Origin of the sequence: Streptomyces sp. NPDC049837 (assembly GCF_040674455.1) — a bacterium.
In the GTDB taxonomy this organism is placed as follows: Bacteria; Actinomycetota; Actinomycetes; order Streptomycetales; family Streptomycetaceae; genus Streptomyces.
On sequence record NZ_JBFAMP010000010.1, the window covers coordinates 166,660 to 188,172 of the forward strand.

General features: G+C 72.3%; 19 protein-coding genes. 17 read left to right on the plus strand and 2 right to left on the minus strand.

The features are described 5' to 3' along the window. The 11 genes from AB0J57_RS26235 (at position 1) to metK (ending at position 12,707) form a co-directional block, all read left to right on the plus strand. Positions 1-1,287: a dihydroorotase gene (locus AB0J57_RS26235; RefSeq protein WP_366130733.1), complete on the plus strand. Its 1,287-nt coding sequence runs from the start codon at positions 1-3 to the stop codon at positions 1,285-1,287. Then, on the plus strand, positions 1,284-1,850 hold the full coding sequence (locus AB0J57_RS26240) for a hypothetical protein (RefSeq protein WP_366130734.1): 567 nt from the start codon (positions 1,284-1,286) through the stop codon (positions 1,848-1,850). Before AB0J57_RS26235 ends, AB0J57_RS26240 begins: the two co-directional genes overlap by 4 nt. Next, a complete protein-coding gene (gene carA, locus AB0J57_RS26245; protein ID WP_366130735.1) occupies positions 1,847-2,995 on the plus strand; it encodes a glutamine-hydrolyzing carbamoyl-phosphate synthase small subunit in 1,149 nt (382 codons plus the stop codon). The genes AB0J57_RS26240 and carA overlap by 4 nt, the downstream gene beginning before the upstream one ends. Further along, a complete protein-coding gene (carB, locus tag AB0J57_RS26250) occupies positions 2,988-6,296 on the plus strand; it encodes a carbamoyl-phosphate synthase large subunit (protein WP_366130736.1) in 3,309 nt (1,102 codons plus the stop codon). The genes carA and carB overlap by 8 nt, the downstream gene beginning before the upstream one ends. 57 nt (positions 6,297-6,353) lie before the next feature. Continuing rightward, a complete protein-coding gene (locus tag AB0J57_RS26255) occupies positions 6,354-7,457 on the plus strand; it encodes a quinone-dependent dihydroorotate dehydrogenase (protein ID WP_366130737.1) in 1,104 nt (367 codons plus the stop codon). Beyond that, complete coding sequence (gene pyrF / locus AB0J57_RS26260) at positions 7,454-8,296, plus strand: orotidine-5'-phosphate decarboxylase (protein WP_366130738.1); 843 nt, start codon at positions 7,454-7,456, stop codon at positions 8,294-8,296. Before AB0J57_RS26255 ends, pyrF begins: the two co-directional genes overlap by 4 nt. Positions 8,297-8,628: 332 nt before the next feature. Then, positions 8,629-8,952, plus strand: a complete 324-nt coding sequence (locus AB0J57_RS26265) for an integration host factor (protein ID WP_064068014.1) — start codon at positions 8,629-8,631, stop codon at positions 8,950-8,952. Between the two features lie 38 nt (positions 8,953-8,990). Continuing rightward, positions 8,991-9,584, plus strand: a complete 594-nt coding sequence (gene gmk / locus AB0J57_RS26270) for a guanylate kinase (protein ID WP_366130739.1) — start codon at positions 8,991-8,993, stop codon at positions 9,582-9,584. A 29-nt stretch (positions 9,585-9,613) separates the two neighbouring features. Continuing rightward, positions 9,614-9,886 carry a DNA-directed RNA polymerase subunit omega gene (rpoZ, locus tag AB0J57_RS26275; protein ID WP_005319902.1) on the plus strand — a complete coding sequence of 91 codons (273 nt, stop codon included), beginning with the start codon at positions 9,614-9,616 and terminating at the stop codon, positions 9,884-9,886. Positions 9,887-9,991: 105 nt separating this feature from the next. Beyond that, positions 9,992-11,245 carry a bifunctional phosphopantothenoylcysteine decarboxylase/phosphopantothenate--cysteine ligase CoaBC gene (gene coaBC / locus AB0J57_RS26280; protein ID WP_366130740.1) on the plus strand — a complete coding sequence of 418 codons (1,254 nt, stop codon included), beginning with the start codon at positions 9,992-9,994 and terminating at the stop codon, positions 11,243-11,245. A 253-nt stretch (positions 11,246-11,498) separates the two neighbouring features. Further along, positions 11,499-12,707 carry a methionine adenosyltransferase gene (gene metK, locus AB0J57_RS26285; protein WP_366130741.1) on the plus strand — a complete coding sequence of 403 codons (1,209 nt, stop codon included), beginning with the start codon at positions 11,499-11,501 and terminating at the stop codon, positions 12,705-12,707. 56 nt (positions 12,708-12,763) lie between these two features. Here metK and AB0J57_RS26290 read toward each other — a convergent pair whose 3' ends face one another. Continuing rightward, positions 12,764-13,429, minus strand: coding sequence for a hypothetical protein (locus AB0J57_RS26290; RefSeq protein WP_366130742.1), 666 nt, complete (start codon positions 13,427-13,429; stop codon positions 12,764-12,766). Between the two features lie 65 nt (positions 13,430-13,494). On the opposite strand from AB0J57_RS26290, the gene AB0J57_RS26295 reads away from it, so the two are divergent. Then, positions 13,495-15,648: a primosomal protein N' gene (locus tag AB0J57_RS26295; RefSeq protein ID WP_366130743.1), complete on the plus strand. Its 2,154-nt coding sequence runs from the start codon at positions 13,495-13,497 to the stop codon at positions 15,646-15,648. A gap of 253 nt (positions 15,649-15,901) precedes the next feature. Here the strand turns inward: AB0J57_RS26295 and AB0J57_RS26300 are convergent, their stop codons facing one another. Next, on the minus strand, positions 15,902-16,423 hold the full coding sequence (locus tag AB0J57_RS26300) for a hypothetical protein (RefSeq protein ID WP_366130744.1): 522 nt from the start codon (positions 16,421-16,423) through the stop codon (positions 15,902-15,904). 228 nt (positions 16,424-16,651) lie between these two features. On the opposite strand from AB0J57_RS26300, the gene fmt reads away from it, so the two are divergent. The 5 genes from fmt (at position 16,652) to AB0J57_RS26325 (ending at position 21,457) form a co-directional block, all read left to right on the plus strand. Then, positions 16,652-17,596, plus strand: a complete 945-nt coding sequence (gene fmt / locus AB0J57_RS26305; RefSeq protein WP_366130830.1) for a methionyl-tRNA formyltransferase — start codon at positions 16,652-16,654, stop codon at positions 17,594-17,596. 34 nt (positions 17,597-17,630) lie between these two features. Beyond that, positions 17,631-19,052 carry a transcription antitermination factor NusB gene (locus AB0J57_RS26310; RefSeq protein WP_366130745.1) on the plus strand — a complete coding sequence of 474 codons (1,422 nt, stop codon included), beginning with the start codon at positions 17,631-17,633 and terminating at the stop codon, positions 19,050-19,052. Positions 19,053-19,124: 72 nt separating this feature from the next. Then, the gene (locus AB0J57_RS26315; RefSeq protein WP_366130746.1) at positions 19,125-19,436 is read left to right on the plus strand and encodes a hypothetical protein; all 312 of its coding nucleotides are present in this window, start codon (positions 19,125-19,127) and stop codon (positions 19,434-19,436) included. Positions 19,437-19,641: 205 nt separating this feature from the next. Next, entirely contained in the window at positions 19,642-20,325 is a 684-nt protein-coding gene (gene rpe, locus AB0J57_RS26320; protein ID WP_366130747.1) for a ribulose-phosphate 3-epimerase, read from the plus strand. Between the two features lie 85 nt (positions 20,326-20,410). Then, positions 20,411-21,457, plus strand: coding sequence for a sugar-binding domain-containing protein (locus tag AB0J57_RS26325; protein ID WP_366130748.1), 1,047 nt, complete (start codon positions 20,411-20,413; stop codon positions 21,455-21,457). The last annotated feature ends 56 nt before the right edge of the window (positions 21,458-21,513 follow it).

A 21,513-nucleotide genomic window follows, 5' to 3' on the forward strand; every position in this document is an offset into this window, starting at 1 on the left:
ATGAGCAAGACCCTGATCCGTGGTGCGAAGGTGCTGGGCGGCGAGGCCCAGGACGTCCTGATCGACGGCGAGACCATCGCAGAGGTCGGTACGGGCCTGCCGGCCGACGGGGCGACCGTCGTCGAGGCCGAGGGGCGGATCCTGCTGCCCGGCCTGGTCGACCTGCACACCCACCTCCGCGAGCCGGGCCGTGAGGACTCCGAGACGGTCCTCACCGGCACCCGCGCCGCCGCCTCCGGCGGCTACACCTCCGTGTTCGCCATGGCCAACACCTTCCCGGTCGCCGACACCGCCGGTGTCGTCGAGCAGGTCTACCGGCTCGGCCAGGAGCACGGCTACTGCGACGTGCAGCCCATCGGCGCCGTCACCGTCGGCCTGGAGGGCAAGAAGCTGGCCGAGCTGGGCGCCATGCACGAGTCCGCCGCCGGCGTCACCGTCTTCTCCGACGACGGCAAGTGCGTCGACGACGCCGTGATCATGCGCCGCGCGCTGGAGTACGTGAAGGCCTTCGGCGGCGTCGTCGCCCAGCACGCCCAGGAGCCCCGCCTCACCGAGGGCGCCCAGATGAACGAGGGCGTCGTCTCCGCCGAGCTGGGCCTGGGCGGCTGGCCGGCCGTCGCCGAGGAGTCGATCATCGCCCGCGACGTGCTGCTCGCCGAGCACGTCGGCTCCCGCGTCCACATCTGCCACCTGTCGACCGCCGGGTCCGTCGAGATCGTCCGCTGGGCCAAGTCGCGCGGCATCGACGTCACCGCCGAGGTCACCCCGCACCACCTCCTCCTGACCGACGAGCTGGTCCGTTCGTACAACCCGGTCTACAAGGTCAACCCGCCGCTGCGCACCGAGCGCGACGTGATGGCGCTGCGCGAGGCCCTGGCCGACGGCACGATCGACATCGTCGCCACCGACCACGCCCCGCACCCGCACGAGGACAAGGACTGCGAGTGGGCCGCGGCCGCCATGGGCATGGTCGGCCTGGAGACCGCGCTGTCCGTCGTCCAGCACACCATGGTCGAGACCGGGCTCCTGGACTGGGCCGGCGTCGCCGACCGTATGTCCTTCAAGCCCGCGAAGATCGGCCGCGCCACCGGCCACGGCCGCCCCGTCTCGGCTGGTGAGCCCGCCAACCTCACACTGGTCGATCCGGCATACCGTGGTCCCGTGGACCCCGCGGGCTTCGCCTCCCGCAGCCGTAACACCCCCTACGAGGGCCGTGAGCTGCCGGGGCGCGTCACCCACACCTTCCTGCGGGGCCGGGCGACGCTCATGGACGGGAAGCTGGCGTGACACTCTTCGAACTGGCCGCGGAGCAGAAATCCGCCGAGGTGACCGACTGGGCCGCCCGGCTCGGCTGGGTCGCCGGACTGCTGCTCTTCGTCGCCCTCCTCTACTGGCTGATGCGCCAGGGGTGGAAGTGGCGCGGCAGCCTCCAGTCGGACCTGCCCGAGCTGCCGGGAATGCCGGAAACCCCCGGCACGGCGAAACTGACGATGACCGGCCGCTACCACGGCTCCACCACCGCCGGGCAGTGGCTCGACCGGATCGTCGCCCACGGCCTGGGTACCCGCAGCCGCGTCGAGCTGACGCTCACCGACCAGGGCCTGGAGGTCGTACGCCCCGGGGCACGCGACTTCTTCGTCCCGGCCGGGCAGTTGCGCGGCGCCCGGCTCGACAAGGGCATCGCGGGCAAGGTCCTCGCCGAGGGCGGCCTGCTGATCGTCACCTGGGCGCACGGCGAGCAACTGATCGACTCCGGCTTCCGCTCCGACCGGGCGGCCGAGCACACGGCCTGGGCCGAGGCCATCAACTCCATGAACCACGTAAGCACGACGGAAGGCACCGCACGATGACCACCTCCACAAGGGGAGCTGCCAAGACTCCCGCCGTACTCGTCCTGGAGGACGGCCGCACCTTCCGCGGCCGTGCCTACGGGGCCGTGGGGGAGACCTTCGGCGAGGCCGTCTTCTCCACCGGCATGACCGGCTACCAGGAGACCCTGACCGACCCGTCGTACCACCGCCAGGTCGTCGTGATGACCGCGCCGCACGTCGGCAACACCGGTGTCAACGACGAGGACCCCGAGTCCAAGCGGATCTGGGTCTCCGGCTACGTGGTCCGCGACCCCGCCCGCGTCCCGTCGAACTGGCGCGCCACGCGCACGCTCGACGAGGAGCTGGCCGCGCAGGGCGTCGTCGGCATCAGCGGCATCGACACCCGTGCCCTCACCCGCCACCTCCGCGAGCGCGGCGCCATGCGCGTCGGCATCTTCTCCGGCGACGCGTGGACCGGCGTCCGCGAGGAGGCGCTGCTGGACAAGGTCCGGGCGCAGCCGCAGATGAAGGGCGCGAACCTGGCCGCCGAGGTCGCCACCACCGAGCCGTACGTCGTCCCCGCGATCGGCGAGAAGAAGTTCACCGTCGCCGCCGTCGACCTCGGCATCAAGGGCATGACCCCGCACCGGATGGCCGAGCGCGGCATCGAGGTGCACGTGCTGCCCGCCACCGCCACCGCCGAGGACGTGTACGCCGTCAACCCCGACGGCGTGTTCTTCTCCAACGGCCCCGGCGACCCCGCCACCGCCGACGGCCCCGTCGCCGTCATGCGCGCCGTCCTGGAGCGCAAGACGCCCCTGTTCGGCATCTGCTTCGGCAACCAGATCCTGGGCCGCGCGCTCGGCTTCGGCACCTACAAGCTGAAGTACGGCCACCGAGGCATCAACCAGCCCGTGCAGGACCGTACGACCGGCAAGGTCGAGGTCACCGCGCACAACCACGGCTTCGCCGTCGACGCCCCGCTCGACAAGGTGTCCGACACCCCCTACGGCCGCGCCGAGGTCTCCCACGTCTGCCTCAACGACAACGTGGTGGAGGGCCTCCACCTGCTCGACCAGCCGGCCTTCAGCGTCCAGTACCACCCCGAAGCGGCTGCCGGCCCGCACGACGCCGCGTACCTGTTCGACCGCTTCGTTTCCCTGATGGAGGGCCAGCGTGCCTAAGCGCACCGATATCCAGTCCGTCCTGGTCATCGGCTCCGGCCCGATCGTCATCGGCCAGGCCGCCGAGTTCGACTACTCCGGCACCCAGGCGTGCCGCGTCCTCAAGTCCGAGGGCCTGCGGGTCATCCTGGTGAACTCCAACCCGGCGACGATCATGACCGACCCGGAGATCGCCGACGCCACGTACGTCGAGCCGATCACCCCCGAGTTCGTCGAGAAGATCATCGCCAAGGAGCGCCCCGACGCGCTCCTGCCCACCCTCGGCGGCCAGACCGCGCTCAACACCGCGATCTCCATGCACGAGCAGGGTGTGCTGGAGAAGTACGGCGTCGAGCTGATCGGCGCCAACGTCGAGGCCATCCACAAGGGCGAGGACCGCGACCTGTTCAAGGGCGTGGTGGAGGCCGTCCGCGCCAAGATCGGCCACGGCGAGTCCGCCCGCTCGGTGATCTGCCACTCCATGGACGACGTCCTCAAGGGCGTCGAGACGCTGGGCGGCTACCCCGTCGTCGTCCGCCCCTCCTTCACCATGGGCGGCGCCGGCTCCGGCTTCGCCCACGACGAGGAGGAGCTGCGCCGCATCGCCGGCCAGGGCCTGACCCTGTCTCCCACCACCGAGGTGCTCCTGGAGGAGTCCATCCTCGGCTGGAAGGAGTACGAGCTGGAGCTGATGCGCGACAAGCACGACAACGTCGTGGTCGTCTGCTCCATCGAGAACTTCGACCCGATGGGCGTCCACACCGGTGACTCCATCACCGTCGCCCCGGCGATGACCCTCACCGACCGCGAGTACCAGATCCTCCGTGACGTCGGCATCGCGATCATCCGCGAGGTCGGCGTGGACACGGGTGGCTGCAACATCCAGTTCGCGGTCAACCCGGAGGACGGCCGGGTCATCGTCATCGAGATGAACCCCCGCGTCTCCCGCTCCTCCGCGCTGGCGTCGAAGGCCACCGGCTTCCCGATCGCGAAGATCGCGGCCCGGCTCGCCGTCGGCTACACGCTGGACGAGATCCCCAACGACATCACAGAGAAGACCCCGGCGTCCTTCGAGCCGACCCTTGACTACGTCGTCGTCAAGGCGCCGCGCTTCGCCTTCGAGAAGTTCCCGTCGGCCGACTCGACGCTGACCACGACCATGAAGTCGGTCGGCGAGGCCATGGCCATCGGCCGGAACTTCACCGAGGCGCTCCAGAAGGCGCTGCGCTCGCTGGAGAAGAAGGGCAGCCAGTTCACCTTCACCGGCCCCGTCGGTGACAAGGCGGAGCTGCTGCGCGAGGCGGTCCGCCCGACCGACGGCCGCATCAACACCGTCATGCAGGCCATCCGCGCCGGCGCCACCCCCCAGGAGGTCTTCGACGCCACGAAGATCGACCCCTGGTTCGTCGACCAGCTCTTCCTGATCAAGGAGATCGCCGACGAGCTGGCCGCCGCCGACCGCCTCGACGCCGACCTGCTCGCCGAGGCCAAGCGCCACGGCTTCTCCGACGCCCAGATCGCCGGGATCCGGGGCCTGCGCGAGGACGTCGTCCGCGAGGTCCGCCAGTCCCTCGGCGTCCGCCCGGTCTACAAGACGGTCGACACCTGCGCCGCCGAGTTCGCCGCGAAGACCCCGTACTTCTACTCCTCGTACGACGAGGAGAGCGAGGTCGCGCCGCGCGAGAAGCCCGCGGTGATCATCCTGGGCTCCGGCCCGAACCGCATCGGCCAGGGCATCGAGTTCGACTACTCGTGCGTCCACGCCTCCTTCGCGCTCAGCGACGCGGGCTACGAGACCGTGATGGTCAACTGCAACCCCGAGACGGTCTCGACGGACTACGACACCTCCGACCGCCTGTACTTCGAGCCGCTCACGCTCGAGGACGTGCTGGAGATCGTCCACGCCGAGTCGAAGGCCGGCCCCATCGCGGGCGTCGTCGTCCAGCTCGGTGGCCAGACCCCGCTCGGCCTCGCCCAGGCGCTCAAGGACAACGGCGTGCCCATCGTCGGCACGTCCCCGGAGGCCATCCATGCCGCCGAGGACCGCGGCGCCTTCGGCCAGGTCCTCGCCGAGGCCGGGCTGCCCGCCCCCAAGCACGGCACCGCGACCACCTTCGCCGGCGCCAAGGCGATCGCCGACGAGATCGGCTACCCCGTGCTCGTACGCCCGTCGTACGTGCTCGGCGGCCGCGGCATGGAGATCGTGTACGACGAGGCGCGCCTGGAGTCGTACATCGCCGAGTCCACCGAGATCTCCCCGGACCGCCCGGTCCTGGTCGACCGGTTCCTCGACGACGCCATCGAGATCGACGTCGACGCCCTGTACGACGGCACCGAGCTGTACCTCGGCGGCGTCATGGAGCACATCGAGGAGGCCGGCATCCACTCCGGCGACTCGGCGTGCGCCCTGCCCCCGATCACCCTCGGCGGCCACGACATCAAGCGGCTGCGCGCCTCCACCGAGGCGATCGCCCGCGGGGTCGGGGTCCGGGGCCTGATCAACATCCAGTTCGCGATGGCCGGCGACATCCTGTACGTCCTGGAGGCCAACCCGCGCGCCAGCCGCACGGTCCCCTTCACCTCCAAGGCGACCGCCGTGCCGCTGGCCAAGGCCGCCGCCCGCATCTCGCTCGGCGCCACCATCGCCGAGCTCCGCGAAGAGGGCCTGCTGCCGAAGACCGGCGACGGCGGCACCCTGCCGCTGGACGCGCCGATCTCCGTCAAGGAGGCCGTGATGCCGTGGTCGCGCTTCCGCGACGTGCACGGCCGCGGCGTGGACACCGTCCTCGGCCCGGAGATGCGCTCCACCGGCGAGGTCATGGGCATCGACGCGGTCTTCGGCACCGCGTACGCCAAGTCGCAGGCCGGCGCCTACGGCCCGCTGCCCACCAAGGGCCGCGCGTTCATCTCGGTCGCCAACCGCGACAAGCGCTCGATGATCTTCCCGGCCCGCGAGCTGGTCGCCCACGGCTTCGAGCTGATGGCCACCTCCGGCACCGCCGAGGTCCTCAAGCGCAACGGCATCAACGCCACCGTGGTGCGCAAGCAGTCCGAGGGCGAGGGCCCGAACGGCGAGAAGACCATCGTCCGCCTCATCCACGACGGCGAGGTCGACCTCATCGTCAACACCCCGTACGGCACCGGCGGCCGCCTCGACGGCTACGAGATCCGCACGGCGGCCGTGGCGCGCGGCGTCCCGTGCCTGACGACGGTCCAGGCGCTCGCCGCCGCCGTCCAGGGCATCGACGCGCTCAACCACGGCGGAGTGGGCGTCCGTTCCCTCCAGGAACACGCGGAGCACCTGACCGCGGCCCGCGACTAGCAGCCCACGAGGGGGACACCGGAAACGGTGTCCCCCTCCTCATGAGGACACCACACCATGTACAAGCTCTTCTTCCGGCTGTTCTTCACCCGGATGGACCCGGAGCAGGCCCACTACCTGGCCTTCCGCTGGATCCGCCTCGCTGCCCGCATCCCTGTGCTGCGCACCTTCCTCGCCGCCGCCCTGGCCCCCCGCTTCAAGGAGCTGCGCACCGAGGCGCTCGGCCTGCGCATGCACGGCCCCTTCGGGCTCGCCGCCGGCTTCGACAAGAACGCCGTCGCCATCGACGGCATGGCGATGCTCGGCTTCGACCACGTCGAGATCGGCACGGTCACGGGCGAGCCGCAGCCCGGCAACCCCAAGAAGCGCCTCTTCCGCCTCGTCGCGGACCGCGCCCTGATCAACCGCATGGGTTTCAACAACGACGGTTCGGCGGCCGTCGCGGAGCGCCTCCACGCGCGCGTGCCGGTCTTCCGGACCGTCGTGGGCGTCAACATCGGCAAGACCAAGGTCGTCCCGGAGGCCGAGGCCGCCGCCGACTACGTGAAGTCCACCGAGCGGCTCGCCCGCCACGCGGACTACCTGGTCGTCAACGTCTCCTCGCCGAACACCCCGGGACTCCGCAACCTCCAGGCCACGGAGTCGCTGCGGCCCCTGCTGACGGCCGTCCGCGAGGCCGCCGACCGCACGGTCACCGACCGCCGCGTCCCGCTGCTCGTCAAGATCGCACCGGACCTGGCCGACGAGGACGTCGACGCGGTCGCCGACCTCGCCGTCGAGCTGGGCCTGGACGGCATCATCGCCACCAACACCACGATCGCCCGCGAGGGCCTGAAGTCCCCGGCGCATCTCACCGGCGAGACCGGCGGCCTGTCCGGGGCGCCGCTGAAGAAGCGCTCCCTGGAGGTGCTGCGCCGCCTCTACGCGCGCGTGGGCGACCGCATCACGCTCGTCGGCGTCGGCGGCATCGAGAACGCCGAGGACGCCTGGCAGCGCATCCTCGCCGGCGCCACCCTGGTCCAGGGCTACAGCGCCTTCATCTACGAGGGTCCGTTCTACGCCCGCGCCATCCACAAGGGCCTCGCCGCCCGGCTGAAGGCCTCCCCGTACGCCACCCTCGCCGAGGCCGTCGGCGCCGACACCCGAAAGGCCGCCGTATGAGCCCGCTGGAACCCTTCGGTGCCCGTCTGAGGCACGCCATGGACGCCCGTGGCCCGCTGTGCGTCGGCATCGACCCGCACGGCTCCCTGCTGTCCGCCTGGGGCCTGAACGACGACGTGGCGGGCCTGGAGCGGTTCACGCGCACGGTCGTGGACGCCCTCGCCGGCACCGTCGCCGTCTTCAAGCCGCAGAGCGCCTTCTTCGAGCGGTTCGGCTCGCGCGGCATCGCCGTCCTGGAGCAGGCCGTCGCGGACCTCAGGGACGCGGGCGCGCTGGTCGTCATGGACGCCAAGCGCGGCGACATCGGCTCCACCATGGCCGCCTACGCCGAGACCTACCTGCGCAAGGACTCCCCGCTGTTCTCCGACGCGCTCACGGTCTCGCCCTACCTCGGGTACGGCTCGCTGAAGCCCGCCGTCGACCTGGCCCGCGAGAGCGGCGCCGGACTGTTCGTCCTCGCGCTGACCTCCAACCCGGAGGGCGCCGAGGTCCAGCGCGCGGTCCGCGAGGACGGCCGCACCATCGGCGCGACCATGCTCGCCCACCTCGCCGAGGACAACGCCGGCCAGAGCCCCATGGGCTCCTTCGGCGCGGTCGTCGGCGCCACGCTCGGCGACCTCTCCTCGTACGACCTCGACATCAACGGCCCGCTGCTCGCCCCCGGCATCGGCGCCCAGGGCGCGACCCCGGCCGACCTGCCGGCCGTCTTCGGCCCGGCCGTGCGCAACGTCGTCCCGAACGTCAGCCGGGGCGTCCTGCGCCACGGTCCGGACGCGGCGGCGCTGCGCGAGGCCGCTGAGCGGTACGCGGACGAGGTGCGGGCGGCGGTCGGCGCCTGACACCGCCCGGTCCAGCCCGTCCGGAGCCCACGGTCACCGCCAGGTGACCGTGGGCTCCGTCGTTCGAGGCGTGACGTACCTCACGTTCGGCCGACACGGGATCCGCTTGGTCGGAATCTGCGCGCAAAACCGGGTCGTTATATCCCAAATGTCTGGGTAGGTCGATGCTGACCAGGACTTTTCCGCTGTTCTCGCTGACTCTGGCGGCCATGGCCGCTAGTCTCCGTCGCAGAGCCAACGTGCACTGCGTTGCTCGTTGCTCCCCTGGTGTGGGCCGACTAGGTTCCTCACCGGTCCGTATCCGACAGTTCGACATCCGAGGTGACGTAGGCGTGGCTCTTCCGCCCCTTACCCCTGAACAGCGCGCAGCCGCGCTCGAAAAGGCCGCCGCGGCTCGCCGGGAGCGGGCCGAGGTCAAGAATCGACTCAAGCACTCCGGCGCCTCGCTCCAAGAGGTCATCAAGCAGGGCCAGGAGAACGAGGTCATCGGCAAGATGAAGGTCTCCGCCCTCCTGGAGTCCCTGCCGGGCGTGGGCAAGGTCCGCGCCAAGCAGATCATGGAGCGGCTCGGCATCTCCGAGAGCCGTCGTGTGCGGGGTCTCGGCTCCAACCAGATCGCCTCCCTGGAGCGCGAGTTCGGCAGCACCGGGGCCTGACGTCCAGGGCACTGGAGTAAACCTGGAATAATCGCCCCATGGCTGCAACATCCCGGGGGACCGCCCCCGAGCCCCCGGACGTACGTCCGCGACTGACCGTGCTCTCCGGCCCCTCCGGGGTCGGCAAGAGCACGGTCGTCGCTCATATGCGCAAGGTCCACCCCGAGGTCTGGCTGTCGGTGTCCGCCACGACCCGCAAGCCGCGACCCGGCGAGCGGGACGGCGTTCAGTACTACTTCGTCACCGATGACGAGTTCGACAAGCTGATCGCCAACGGCGAGCTGCTGGAGTGGGCCGAGTTCGCCGGAAACCGCTACGGCACGCCGCGCCGCGCCGTGCTGGAGCGGCTCGACGCGGGGGAGCCCGTGCTGCTGGAGATCGACCTCCAGGGCGCGCGGCTGGTCCGCGAGTCGATGCCGGAGGCCCAGCTCGTCTTCCTCGCCCCGCCGAGCTGGGACGAGCTGGTCCGCCGGCTGACCGGGCGGGGCACGGAGCCGCCGGAGGTCATCGAGCGGCGTCTGGAAGCAGCCAAGATCGAGCTCGCGGCGGAGTCCGAGTTCGACACCACCCTCGTCAACACCTCCGTCGAGGACGTAGCCCGTGAGCTGCTAGCCTTGATGGCAGTTGTTTGATCTTTGTCCACTTTTTCGGAAGGTAGAGCGTGTCCTCTTCCATCACCGCGCCCGAGGGCATCATCAACCCGCCGATCGACGAGCTGCTCGAGGCCACTGACTCGAAGTACAGCCTCGTGATCTACGCGGCCAAGCGTGCGCGTCAGATCAACGCGTACTACTCGCAGCTCGGTGAGGGCCTGCTGGAGTACGTCGGTCCGCTGGTGGACACCCACGTCCACGAGAAGCCGCTCTCGATCGCCCTGCGTGAGATCAACGCGGGTCTGCTGACCTCCGAGGCCATCGAGGGCCCGGCCCAGTAGGTGCCCCACTGCACGTCATGACAGGCCCGGCGGAGACTCCACCGGGCCTGTGGTGTGTCATGGAGTCGTACGACTCTGACGAGTCACGGAGCCGGGAGGCGTTGAGTGGACAAGCCGAAGGTCGTCCTCGGAGTCAGCGGTGGCATCGCCGCCTACAAGGCGTGCGAACTGCTGCGGCGGCTGACCGAGTCCGGCCATGACGTACGGGTCGTCCCGACGGCGTCCGCCCTGAACTTCGTGGGCGCCGCCACCTGGTCCGCCCTCTCCGGCAACCCGGTCTCGACCGAGGTCTGGTCGGACGTCCACGAGGTCCCGCACGTCCGCATCGGGCAGCACGCCGACCTCGTGGTCGTCGCCCCCGCCACCGCCGACATGCTCGCCAAGGCCGCCCACGGCCTCGCCGACGACCTGCTGACCAACACGCTGCTCACCGCCCGGTGCCCGGTGGTCTTCGCGCCCGCCATGCACACCGAGATGTGGGAGCACCCCGCCACCCAGGAGAACGTCGCCACGCTGCGGCGCCGGGGCGCCGTGGTGATCGAGCCGGCCGTGGGCCGCCTCACCGGCGTCGACACCGGCAAGGGCCGGCTGCCGGACCCGGACGAGATCTTCGAGATCTGCCGGCGGGTGCTCGCGCGCGGCGCCGCCGCCGGGCCCGACCTCGCGGGCCGCCACGTCGTGGTCAGCGCGGGCGGCACGCGTGAGCCGCTGGACCCGGTGCGCTACCTGGGTAACCGTTCCTCCGGCAAGCAGGGGTACGCCCTGGCCAGGACCGCCGCCGCCCGGGGTGCCCGGGTGACGCTGATCGAGGCCAACACCGGCATGCCGGACCCGGCGGGGGTCGACGTCGTCCACGTGGGGACCGCGGTCCAGCTCCGCGAGGCGGTGCTCAAGGCGGCGGCCGACGCGGACGCCGTGGTGATGGCCGCGGCCGTCGCGGACTTCCGCCCCGCCACGTACGCCGAGGGCAAGATCAAGAAGAGGGACGGCCAGGAGCCGGCGCCCATCGTGCTGGTCCGCAACCCGGACATCCTGGCCGAGATCTCCGCGGAGCGCGCCCGTCCGGGCCAGGTGATCGTCGGCTTCGCCGCCGAAACGGATCATGTTTTGGCCAATGGTCGTGACAAGCTCCGCCGCAAGGGCTGCGACCTGCTCGTCGTGAACGAGGTGGGGGAGCGCAAGACCTTCGGCTCCGAGGAGAACGAGGCCGTGGTGCTGGCCACGGACGGCACCGAGACCCCCGTTCCGTACGGGCCGAAGGAGGCCCTGGCGGAGACCGTCTGGGATCTTGTCGCCCCCCGGCTCGGCGCCGTGGACACCGCGACTCGGAACGACGACTCGGATCAACGACTCGGATAAATCAGGATGAATCTCTCATTTCGCCCCTTTGGGTGGAGGAAACCATAGGAAAACCGGCGATCCGGCCCGTGGTGAGAGCCGATCTTCGTACCGCCGATACGGCAGATGTGGCCGATCCGTCGCCCACCGTGCGAGACACCTGGTCCAACGGCCGAGAGCGCCCGATAAACTGTCCTCGGAACGACGCGGGGCGCAGCCCCCTGCCGGTTCCGCAAATGATCAGCCAGCAGCCGCTGCAAACCCAGGGAGCGTTGTGTCCCGTCGTCTCTTCACCTCGGAGTCCGTGACCGAGGGTCACCCCGACAAGATCGCTGACCAGATCAGCGACACCATTCTCGATGCGCTGCTGCGGGAGGACCCCACCTCCCGCGTCGCCGTGGAGACGTTGATCACCACCGGCCTGGTGCACGTGGCCGGCGAGGTGACGACCAAGGCGTACGCCGACATCCCCACGCTGGTGCGCAACAAGATCCTGGAGATCGGTTACGACTCCTCGAAGAAGGGCTTCGACGGCGCGTCCTGTGGCGTCTCCGTCTCGATCGGCGCGCAGTCGCCCGACATCGCGCAGGGCGTCGACACGGCGTACGAGAAGCGCGTCGAGGGCGACGAGGACGAGCTCGACAAGCAGGGCGCCGGCGACCAGGGCCTGATGTTCGGGTACGCGTCGGACGAGACGCCCGAGCTGATGCCGCTGCCGATCCACATCGCGCACCGGCTGTCCAAGCGCCTGACCGAGGTCCGCAAGAACGGCACCATCCCCTACCTCCGTCCCGACGGCAAGACCCAGGTCACCATCGAGTACGACGGCGACAAGGCCGTCCGCCTCGACACGGTCGTCGTCTCCTCGCAGCACGCCTCGGACATCGACCTGGAGTCGCTGCTCGCGCCCGACATCCGCGAGTTCGTCGTCGAGCACGTGCTCAAGCAGCTCCTGGACGACGGCATCAAGCTGGACACCGACGGCTACCGCCTGCTGGTCAACCCGACCGGCCGCTTCGAGATCGGCGGCCCGATGGGCGACGCCGGCCTGACCGGCCGCAAGATCATCATCGACACCTACGGCGGCATGGCCCGCCACGGCGGCGGCGCCTTCTCCGGCAAGGACCCGTCCAAGGTCGACCGCTCGGCCGCCTACGCCATGCGCTGGGTCGCCAAGAACGTCGTCGCGGCGGGCCTCGCCTCCCGCTGCGAGGTCCAGGTCGCGTACGCCATCGGCAAGGCCGAGCCGGTCGGCCTCTTCGTCGAGACCTTCGGCACCGCCAAGGTCGAGGTGGAGCGGATCGAGAACGCCATCGCCGAGGTCTTCGACCTCCGCCCGGCCGCGATCATCCGCGACCTCGACCTGCTGCGCCCGATCTACAGCCAGACGGCGGCCTACGGCCACTTCGGCCGCGAGCTCCCCGACTTCACCTGGGAGCGCACGGACCGCGTGGACGCGCTGCGCAAGGCGGCGGGGCTGTAGCCCTTCGATCGCTCCGAAGTCCGGCACTCCTTTCCGGGGTGCCGGACTTCGGCGTTTCAGCGGCTGTGCCGGGGATAGCCGGTGGCCGCGAGGTCCTCGGCGAGATCGGCGAGGGTGAGCTTCGGGTTCAGCGCCGTGACCACCTCGTCGGTGAGCGGACGCAGGGCGAGGACGTGGCCTACGGCGTCCGGATCGACCGGCACCTCGTGCATGTCCTCGGCGAACCCCTGGTACGTCTCCACCGACCGGTCCGTCAGGTGCTCGAACAGGTAGGCCGACCCGTCCGGGTCGCCGTGGTCGGGGAAGTCGATCGTGCCGGTACGCCAGGTGTCGTCCCCCGTGGTCCGCCATAGGCAGGCGGTCACCGACGGGAATCCGACGCCGTCCGAGAAGGCCGGCTCCTCCACGTACCGCCGAAAGACCTCCGGGACCTCGTCGACGACGCCCGGCCACGGCGCTTCGTCGACATACGGGCTCATCGGCGACTCGTGGTCGAAGCCCCGGACGTACGCCCCGGCGGGCGAAAAGACGATCGAGAACTCGTCACCCGCGCCATTGCTCATCGACGCGAGCTCCTCGGTCGCGGACCAGCGCGTGTCGAACGTGTAGTGCCGGAAGCGGGCGTCGGGGCAGAGGATCGCCTCCAGCATGGCCAGCGCACGGCAGTGGTCGCGGAGGACGGGTGTCGCGGGCAGCAGCTCGGCGGTGTCGTAGACGGTCACGCGGACATACAAGCGCATGCCACTGACAGCGGGCACTGTCAGTGGGCTCTGGTAGGAATGGGGCTGTGAGCAGCGAGAACGGGAAGCCGGAGGGTGGAGGCGGTCGGGGGGCCGAGCCGCCCGAGCAGCTCGCGCTCATACGGGAGACGGTGCGCAAGGCGAAGGTACCCAGGGCCAAGCCGCGCACCTGGCGGGGGGCCGCGCTGGCGAAGGAGCTGCCGGTCGCGCGGGTCGTGGTGAACAAGGGCGTGCTGCACCTGGATCAGTTCTTCGACTACGCCGTGCCCGAGGAGCTCGACGCGGTCGCGCAGCCGGGCGTGCGGGTGCGGGTGCGGTTCGGGGCTGGGGCGCACCAGGTGCGGGGCGGGCGGCGTGAGGGCGGGCGGCTCATCGACGGGTTCCTCGTCGAGCGGCGGGCCGAGTCGGACTACTCCGGGCCGCTCGCCGCGCTGGCCGACGTCGTGTCGCCCGAGCCGGTGCTGAGCTCCGAGCTGCTGGGACTCGCTCGTGCGGTGGCCGACCGGTACGCCGGGAGCCTCGCCGACGTGCTGCAACTGGCGATTCCGCCGCGCAATGCCCGTGCCGAGGGCCGGCCGTCACCGCAGCCGCTGCCGCCGCCCCCGACGCCGGAGCCCGGCACGTGGGGGAGGTACGTGCGGGGCGAGGCGTTCCTGGCGGCCCTCGCGGCGGGCCGCTCGCCCAGGGCCGTGTGGAACGCGCTGCCCGGGCCGCACTGGGCGGAGGAGCTGGCCCGCGCGGTGGCCGCCACCCTGGCGTCGGGGCGCGGCGCGCTCGTCGTGGTGCCCGACGGGCGCGCGGCCGGGCGGGTGGACGCGGCGCTGACCGCCGTGCTGGGGGAGGGGCGGCACGCGGTGCTGACCGCCGAGGCCGGGCCCGAGAAGCGGTACGCGCAGTGGCTCGCCGTGCGGCGCGGGGCGGTGCGGGCGGCCGTGGGGACGCGGGCGGCGATGTTCGCCCCGGTGCGGGACCTGGGGCTCGTCGCCATCTGGGACGACGGGGACTCCAGCCACAGCGAGCAGCACGCGCCGCTGCCCCACGCGCGCGAGGTGCTGCTGCTGCGCGCCGCGCACGACAAGTGCGGCTTCCTGCTGGGCGGTACGAGCTGCACCGTCGAGGCCGCCCAGCTCGTCGAGAGCGGCTGGGCGCGCCCGCTGCCGGCGCCCCGCGAGCAGGTCCGGTCCGCCGCGCCGCTCGTACGGACCGTGGGGGACGGGGAGCTGGCGCGGGACGAGGCGGCGCGGGCGGCCCGGCTGCCGTCGCTGGCCTGGCAGGTGGCACGCGAGGGCCTGAAGTCCGGGCCGGTGCTGGTGCAGGTGCCGAGGCGGGGGTACGTACCGAGGCTGGCCTGCGAGCGGTGCCGCACGCCCGCGCGGTGCCGGCACTGCGCGGGACCCCTGGAGGCGCCGGAGCAGCGGGAGTTGAGGTGCGGCTGGTGCGGGCTGGGCGCGCCCGACTGGCACTGCGTGGAGTGCGGGTCCGTCCGGCTGCGCGCCCAGGTGGTGGGCGCCCGGCGCACGGCGGAGGAGCTGGGGCGGGCGTTCCCGGCCGTTCCGGTGCGGACGTCGGGGCGCGACCACGTCCTGGACACCGTGCCCGCCCGGCCCGCGCTGGTGGTCAGCACCCCGGGCGCCGAGCCGGTCGCCGAGGGCGGGTACGCGGCGGCGCTGCTGCTGGACGGCTGGGCCATGCTCGGGCGGGCCGACCTGCGCTCGGGCGAGGAGGCGCTGCGGCGCTGGATCGACGCGGCCTCGCTGGTGCGGGGCCAGGACGAGGGCGGCACCGTCGTGATCGTGGCCGAGCCGACGCTGCGGCCCGTGCAGGCACTGGTGCGGTGGGACCCGGTGGGCCACGCGCAGCGGGAGCTGGCCGAGCGGGCGGAGCTGGGCTTCCCCCCGGTCTCGCGGATGGCGGCCGTGACCGGGCGGGCGGAGGCGGTGGCGGCGTTCCTTGCCGCCGCGGAGCTGCCCCCCGAGGCGGAGGTGCTCGGCCCCGTGCCGCTGCCGCCCCCGCCCCCGGGCGCCCCGCGCCGCCCCGGCGACGCACCGCCCGGCGAGGTCTGGGAGCGGGCCCTTCTCCGGGTCCCGCCCGGCAGCGGGGCAGCGCTGGCCGCCGCCCTGAAGGCGGCCCAGGCGGCACGGCTGGCCCGGGGCGGTACGGACCCGGTGCGCGTCCGGGTGGACCCGCCCGACATCGGGTGACGCCCGGGCGGGCGCGGCGCGGCGGCGCGGCGGCCCGAGGGCGCGGCGGACGGCGGACCGGCGTACCGGGGGCGTGGCGGCGCGAGGGGGCGGCGGCGCGAGGGGGCGAGGACGGCGCCGACCCTCTTCGGGCCGCTGATTCGGAGGCCGGCCGCGATGACGGTCAGGCGGACAGCCGAAGTTGCAGGGCTGGAACCGAGGACATGGGGCGGCCGCCCCGCCCCGGGAGTGGGGGCGGGGCGGCCGGTGGGGGTCAGCCGTTGCGCGGGCCGGGGAAGGCGCTCGGGCGGACCTCCTCGCGGAGGGTCTGGGAGCCGGACGTGGGCTGGGGCGGCATCGAGCGCGCGGCCGGGACCGAGGGCATCGTGCGCGTACCGCCCGGCTCGACGGCGTGGTCCGCCTCGGCCGTGGCGGGCTGCTGGGCCGCCGCCCGGCGGGCGCCGTAACGGCGGTGGACCGCCTGCTTGGTGACGCCGAGCGCCGAGCCCACCGCGTCCCACGAGAAGCCCAGCGAACGGTCGAAGTCCACCGCCGCGGTCACCAGGGTCTCGACGCTGTCCCGCAGCTCCTGGGCGAGCCGGACGGTGGGGGCCGGGGCCCTGCCGTAGACGACGAAGCCCGTGGAGGGACCGGATCGCCGCGGGCGGTACACATTGCCGAGCTGGGCGGTGAGCGTGCGCAGTGCGTCCACCTGCCGGCGGACCCGCTCGATGTCCCGCACCAGCAGATGCAGGCTCGCCCGGGCTTGGGCGTCGTGGGTTGCGTGGTCGGCCATTTACAAGCCTCTCGAACCGGCGTTGAAAGGGGTGGGCCGCTCCGAGGCGGCGGCCCGTTTCGGTCAATCTGCCTTGACCAACGCGCCACCCGTGTCCGGGGTCACGCTGCGGGGGCGTATCCGCATATGCCCAGGGCGCGCACGGCCACGTACGCCCCCTGGCCCGCCCGCCCCTAAACTGGTGCGTTGCCCACCACCGCCACCGAACAGACAGGCAGTCAGCCACTGATGAAGCTCGTCTTCGCAGGCACCCCCGAGGTCGCCGTACCCGCCCTGGACGCCCTGATCGCCTCGGACCGGCACGAGGTGGCCGCCGTCGTCACCCGGCCCGACGCCCCCGCCGGGCGGGGCCGCCGGCTCGTCGCCAGCCCCGTCGCCCAGCGCGCCGAGGAGGCCGGCATCGAGATCCTCAGGCCGGCCAAGCCCCGCGACGAGGACTTCCTGGCACGGCTGCGCGAGATCGCGCCCGACTGCTGCCCGGTCGTCGCCTACGGCGCCCTGCTGCCGAAGGCCGCCCTCGACGTCCCCGCGCACGGCTGGGTGAACCTGCACTTCTCCCTGCTGCCCGCCTGGCGCGGTGCCGCGCCCGTGCAGCACGCGATCATGGCCGGGGACGAGATCACCGGCGCGTCGACGTTCCTGATCGAGGAGGGCCTGGACTCGGGGCCGGTGTACGGGACGGTCACCGAGGAGGTGCGGCCCACCGACACCAGCGGCGACCTGCTCACCCGGCTCGCCTTCGCCGGCGCCGGCCTGCTCGCCGCCACCATGGACGGCATCGAGGACGGCACCCTCAAGGCCGTACCGCAGCCCGCCGACGGTGTCACCCTCGCCCCGAAGATCACCGTCCAGGACGCGCACATCGACTGGAAGGCCCCGGCGCTGCGCGTCGACCGGGTCGTCCGCGGCTGCACCCCCGCCCCCGGCGCCTGGACCGTCTTCCGGGGCGAGCGGCTCAAGGTCATCCAGGCGGCCCTCGTCCCCGACCGCACCGACCTGGCGCCCGGCGAGCTGTCGGCGGCGAAGAACAACGTGTACGTCGGCACCGGCTCGCACGCCGTCGAGCTGCTGTGGGTCCAGCCCCAGGGCAAGAAGCCGATGCGCGGTGCGGACTGGGCCCGGGGCGTGCGGATCGCCCCGGGGGAGAAGCTGGCCCGCGCCGACGTAGGCTGAAAGGGTTCGAGCCTCACGAAAAGCGGAGCACCTTTTGAGCGAGCAGTCCCGTCGCCGTCCCTCCAAGCCGTACCGCCGCCCCAAGAAGGACCCGGTACGGATCCTGGCGTTCGAGGCGCTGCGCGCCGTCGACGAGCGCGACGCGTACGCCAACCTCGTCCTGCCGCCGCTGCTGAAGAAGGCGCGGGAGAAGGAGGGGTTCGACGGCCGGGACGCGGCGCTCGCCACCGAGCTGGTGTACGGCACGCTGCGCCGCCAGGGCACGTACGACGCGATCATCGCGGCGTGCATCGACCGGCCGCTGCGCGAGGTCGACCCGCCGGTGCTGGACGTGCTCGCGCTGGGCGCGCACCAACTGCTCGGCACGCGCATCCCCACGCACGCGGCCGTCTCGGCGAGCGTGGAGCTGGCGCGGGTGGTGCTCGGCGACGGGCGGGCCAAGTTCGTCAACGCCGTACTCCGCAAGATCGCGCAGCAGGACCTCGACGCCTGGCTGGAGCAGGTGGCCCCGCCGTACGAGGAGGACGCCGAGGACCACCTGGCGGTCGTCCACTCGCACCCGCGCTGGGTCGTCTCCGCCCTGTGGGACGCCCTCGGCGGCGGCCGCGCCGGGATCGAGGACCTGCTGGAGGCCGACAACGAGCGCCCCGAGGTCACGCTGGTGGCCCGCCCCGGCCGGTCCACCACCGACGAGCTGCTGGACGTGCTGGGCGAGGAAGCGGGCCTGCCGGGCCGCTGGTCGCCCTATGCCGTACGGCTGGCCGAGGGCGGCGAGCCCGGCGCGATCGACGCGGTGCGCGAGGGCAGGGCGGGCGTCCAGGACGAGGGCAGCCAGCTCGTCGCGATCGCCCTCGCGAACGCCCCGCTCGACGGCCCCGACGAGCGCTGGCTCGACGGCTGCGCGGGCCCCGGCGGCAAGGCGGCCCTCCTGGGTGCCCTGGCGGCCGAGCGCGGCGTCACCCTGCTCGCCTCCGAGAAGCAGCCGCACCGCGCCCGGCTGGTCGACCGCGCGCTGGCCGGCAACCCCGGCCCGTACCAGGTCATCGCCGCCGACGGCACCCGCCCGCCCTGGCGCCCCGGCTCCTTCGACCGCGCCCTGGTGGACGTGCCGTGCTCGGGCCTGGGCGCCCTGCGCCGCCGCCCCGAGGCCCGCTGGCGCCGCCGCCCGGAGGACCTGGAGGGCTTCGCCCCACTGCAACGCGCCCTGCTGACCGAGGCGTTGAAGGCCGTCCGGGTGGGCGGCGTGGTCGGCTACGCGACCTGCTCGCCGCACCTGGCGGAGACCCGCGTCGTCGTCGACGACGTGCTGAAGAGGACCGGTGGCGCCGAGCTGATCGACGCCAGGCCCCTGATGCCCGGCGTGCCCGCGCTCGGCGACGGCCCCGACGTACAGCTCTGGCCGCACCTGCACGGCACCGACGCGATGTACCTGGCACTGCTGCGGCGCACGGCGTAGGCCGCGATGTACGGCCCAGGACTACGGCCGTGGTTTCGACAAGAATCTGGACGACGCGAGGAGCGCCCTGAAGTGAACGCCCTGCTGCGAGGGCCATGGGGAGTGATCCTCATACTGGCGAACCTGCTCAGCGCCTACGTCGCCTACGCGGCCCTTGTGACTCAGCCGCAAGGGGCGTGGGACGAGCACACGCTGACGGGTATCGAGTTCGCCTCGGCGCTGCTGGTCGTGCTCGGCGTCATCACCTCTCTGCTCGCCCTGTTTCCCGTGCGGCGGCGGACCCTCAGTCGCTGGTGGCTGGCGCCGTCACTGATTTTTCTGGTGGTGGGCGCGGCACGCTGGGCGTACATCGTGCAGACCTATCCGCAGGGGCCCGGCGGCTGAGGGGGGCGGCGGCCTGTAGGTGGCAGTGGCCTTCCGGCCGGCACCTGCGGGCCGCGTCCGCCTTCGGGCAGCCCTCGCCGGCGCCCGGTCGCGTCGGCGATCAGGGGCGCTGATACGCCGGGATTGCGGTAAGTGTGCCGGGTCCCGCCAAGGTCACGGGGGCATCGGGTAAAAGAAACCCCATGGGGCATGGCAGGCTTGGCACATGGCCCAGATCAACCCCAGCATCCTGTCCGCCGATTTCGCCCGGCTCGCCGAGGAGGCGAAGGCCGTCGAAGGCGCCGACTGGCTCCATGTCGATGTCATGGACAACCACTTCGTGCCCAACCTCACCCTGGGCGTGCCCGTCGTGGAGTCGCTCGCGCGGGCGACGGACACCCCGCTGGACTGCCACCTGATGATCGAGGACCCCGACCGCTGGGCCCCGCAGTACGTGGAGGCGGGGGCCGGCTCGGTCACCTTCCACGTCGAGGCGGCCGCCGCCCCGGTCCGGCTGGCCCGCGAGATCCGGGCCAAGGGAGCGCGGGCGTCGATGGCGCTGAAGCCCGCCACCCCCATCGAGCCGTTCGAGGACCTGCTGCCCGAACTCGACATGCTGCTGATCATGACCGTGGAGCCGGGCTTCGGCGGCCAGGCGTTCCTGGACATCATGCTGCCGAAGATCCGCCGCACCCGTGAGCTGATCTCCAAGCACGGCCTCCAGCTCTGGCTCCAGGTCGACGGCGGTGTCTCGGCGAGCACGATCGAGCGGTGCGCCGAGGCGGGCGCCGACGTCTTCGTCGCCGGTTCCGCCGTGTACGGGGCGGAGGACCCGGCCGCCGCGGTGCGGGCCCTGCGCGAACAGGCCACCGCGGCGACCGCCACGGCCGCGTGGGCGTGCGGCCACTGAGCCACGGGTGAACCACGGGCAGATGAACGCAGCCCAACAGGACCGATCACGGACCGCCGGATCTGCAAGGATGGCGATCCGAAGTGTGAACAGCAGTGAGGAGATCGCGGTGTCTGCTATGTCGGCGGGACGGCCAGCCCTGCGGATGGGACCCGCGGAGCTGGTGCAGGCGGCGGCCATGGCCCGTCGCTTCTATCTCGAGGGCAAGTCCAAGATCCAGATCGCGGAGGAGTTCGGCGTCAGCCGCTTCAAGGTCGCGCGGGTCCTGGAGACCGCTCTGGAGCGTGACCTCGTACGCATCGAGATCCGCGTACCCGCCGAGCTCGACGCGGAGCGCTCGGACGCGCTCCGCGCCCGGTACGGCCTGCGTCACGCCGTGGTCGTCGAGTCCCCACCGGAGGGCGAGGACGCCTCACCCGACCCGGAGAACCTGGGCGAGACCGCGGCCGACCTGCTCGGCGAGCTCGTGGCCGAGGGCGACGTCCTGGGCCTCGCCTGGGGCCGCTCCACCATCCACATGGCGGCCGCCCTCGACCGGCTGCCGCCCTGCACGGTCGTCCAGCTCACCGGCGTGTACGACGCGGGCACGGCCGAGCGCGGCTCGGTGGAGGCGGTACGGCGGGCCGCCCAGGTCTCCGGCGGCGAGGCGCACCCGATCTACGCGCCGATGCTGCTGCCCGACCCGGCGACCGCGGCGGCGCTGCGCAGCCAGACCGGCATCGCCCGCGCCTTCGAGTACTTCGACAAGGTGACGGTCGCCGCGGTGTCCATCGGCTCCTGGGAGCCGGGCATCTCGACCGTCCACGACATGCTCACGGACGAGGAGCGGGCGCACTACGCCTCGCTGGGCGTCGCGGCCGAGATGTCCGCCCACCTCTTCGACGCGAACGGGCGCCGGGTGGGACGTGACCTCGGCGAGCGGTGCATCACCGTCGAGGCCGACCGGCTCCGCCGTATCCCCGAGGTCGTGGCCATCGCGGGCGGCGCGCGCAAGGCGGCGGCGATCGGGGCGGTGCTGCGGTCCGGGCTGGTGACCAGCCTGGTCACGGACACCACGGCGGCGGACTACCTGCTCACCGAGTTCACGCCCGGCCCCCGCCCGGCCCTGGACCGCGCGGACCCGGACGAGTAGGCCCCACTCGGCGGCTTGGAGGATCGTACGAGCGGCTTCTTCAGGGCCTGTGGCTT

Excerpts from the sequence above, each read along its gene's own strand:
- pyrF (WP_366130738.1), top strand. The coding sequence starts at position 7,454 with ATGAGCCCGCTGGAACCCTTCGGTGCCCGTCTGAGGCACGCCATGGAC.
- AB0J57_RS26235 (WP_366130733.1), top strand. The coding sequence starts at position 1 with ATGAGCAAGACCCTGATCCGTGGTGCGAAGGTGCTGGGCGGCGAGGCC.
- carA (WP_366130735.1), top strand. The coding sequence starts at position 1,847 with ATGACCACCTCCACAAGGGGAGCTGCCAAGACTCCCGCCGTACTCGTC.
- fmt (WP_366130830.1), top strand. The coding sequence starts at position 16,652 with ATGAAGCTCGTCTTCGCAGGCACCCCCGAGGTCGCCGTACCCGCCCTG.
- gmk (WP_366130739.1), top strand. The coding sequence starts at position 8,991 with ATGGCTGCAACATCCCGGGGGACCGCCCCCGAGCCCCCGGACGTACGT.
- AB0J57_RS26300 (WP_366130744.1), bottom strand. The coding sequence starts at position 16,423 with ATGGCCGACCACGCAACCCACGACGCCCAAGCCCGGGCGAGCCTGCAT.
- rpe (WP_366130747.1), top strand. The coding sequence starts at position 19,642 with ATGGCCCAGATCAACCCCAGCATCCTGTCCGCCGATTTCGCCCGGCTC.
- AB0J57_RS26255 (WP_366130737.1), top strand. The coding sequence starts at position 6,354 with ATGTACAAGCTCTTCTTCCGGCTGTTCTTCACCCGGATGGACCCGGAG.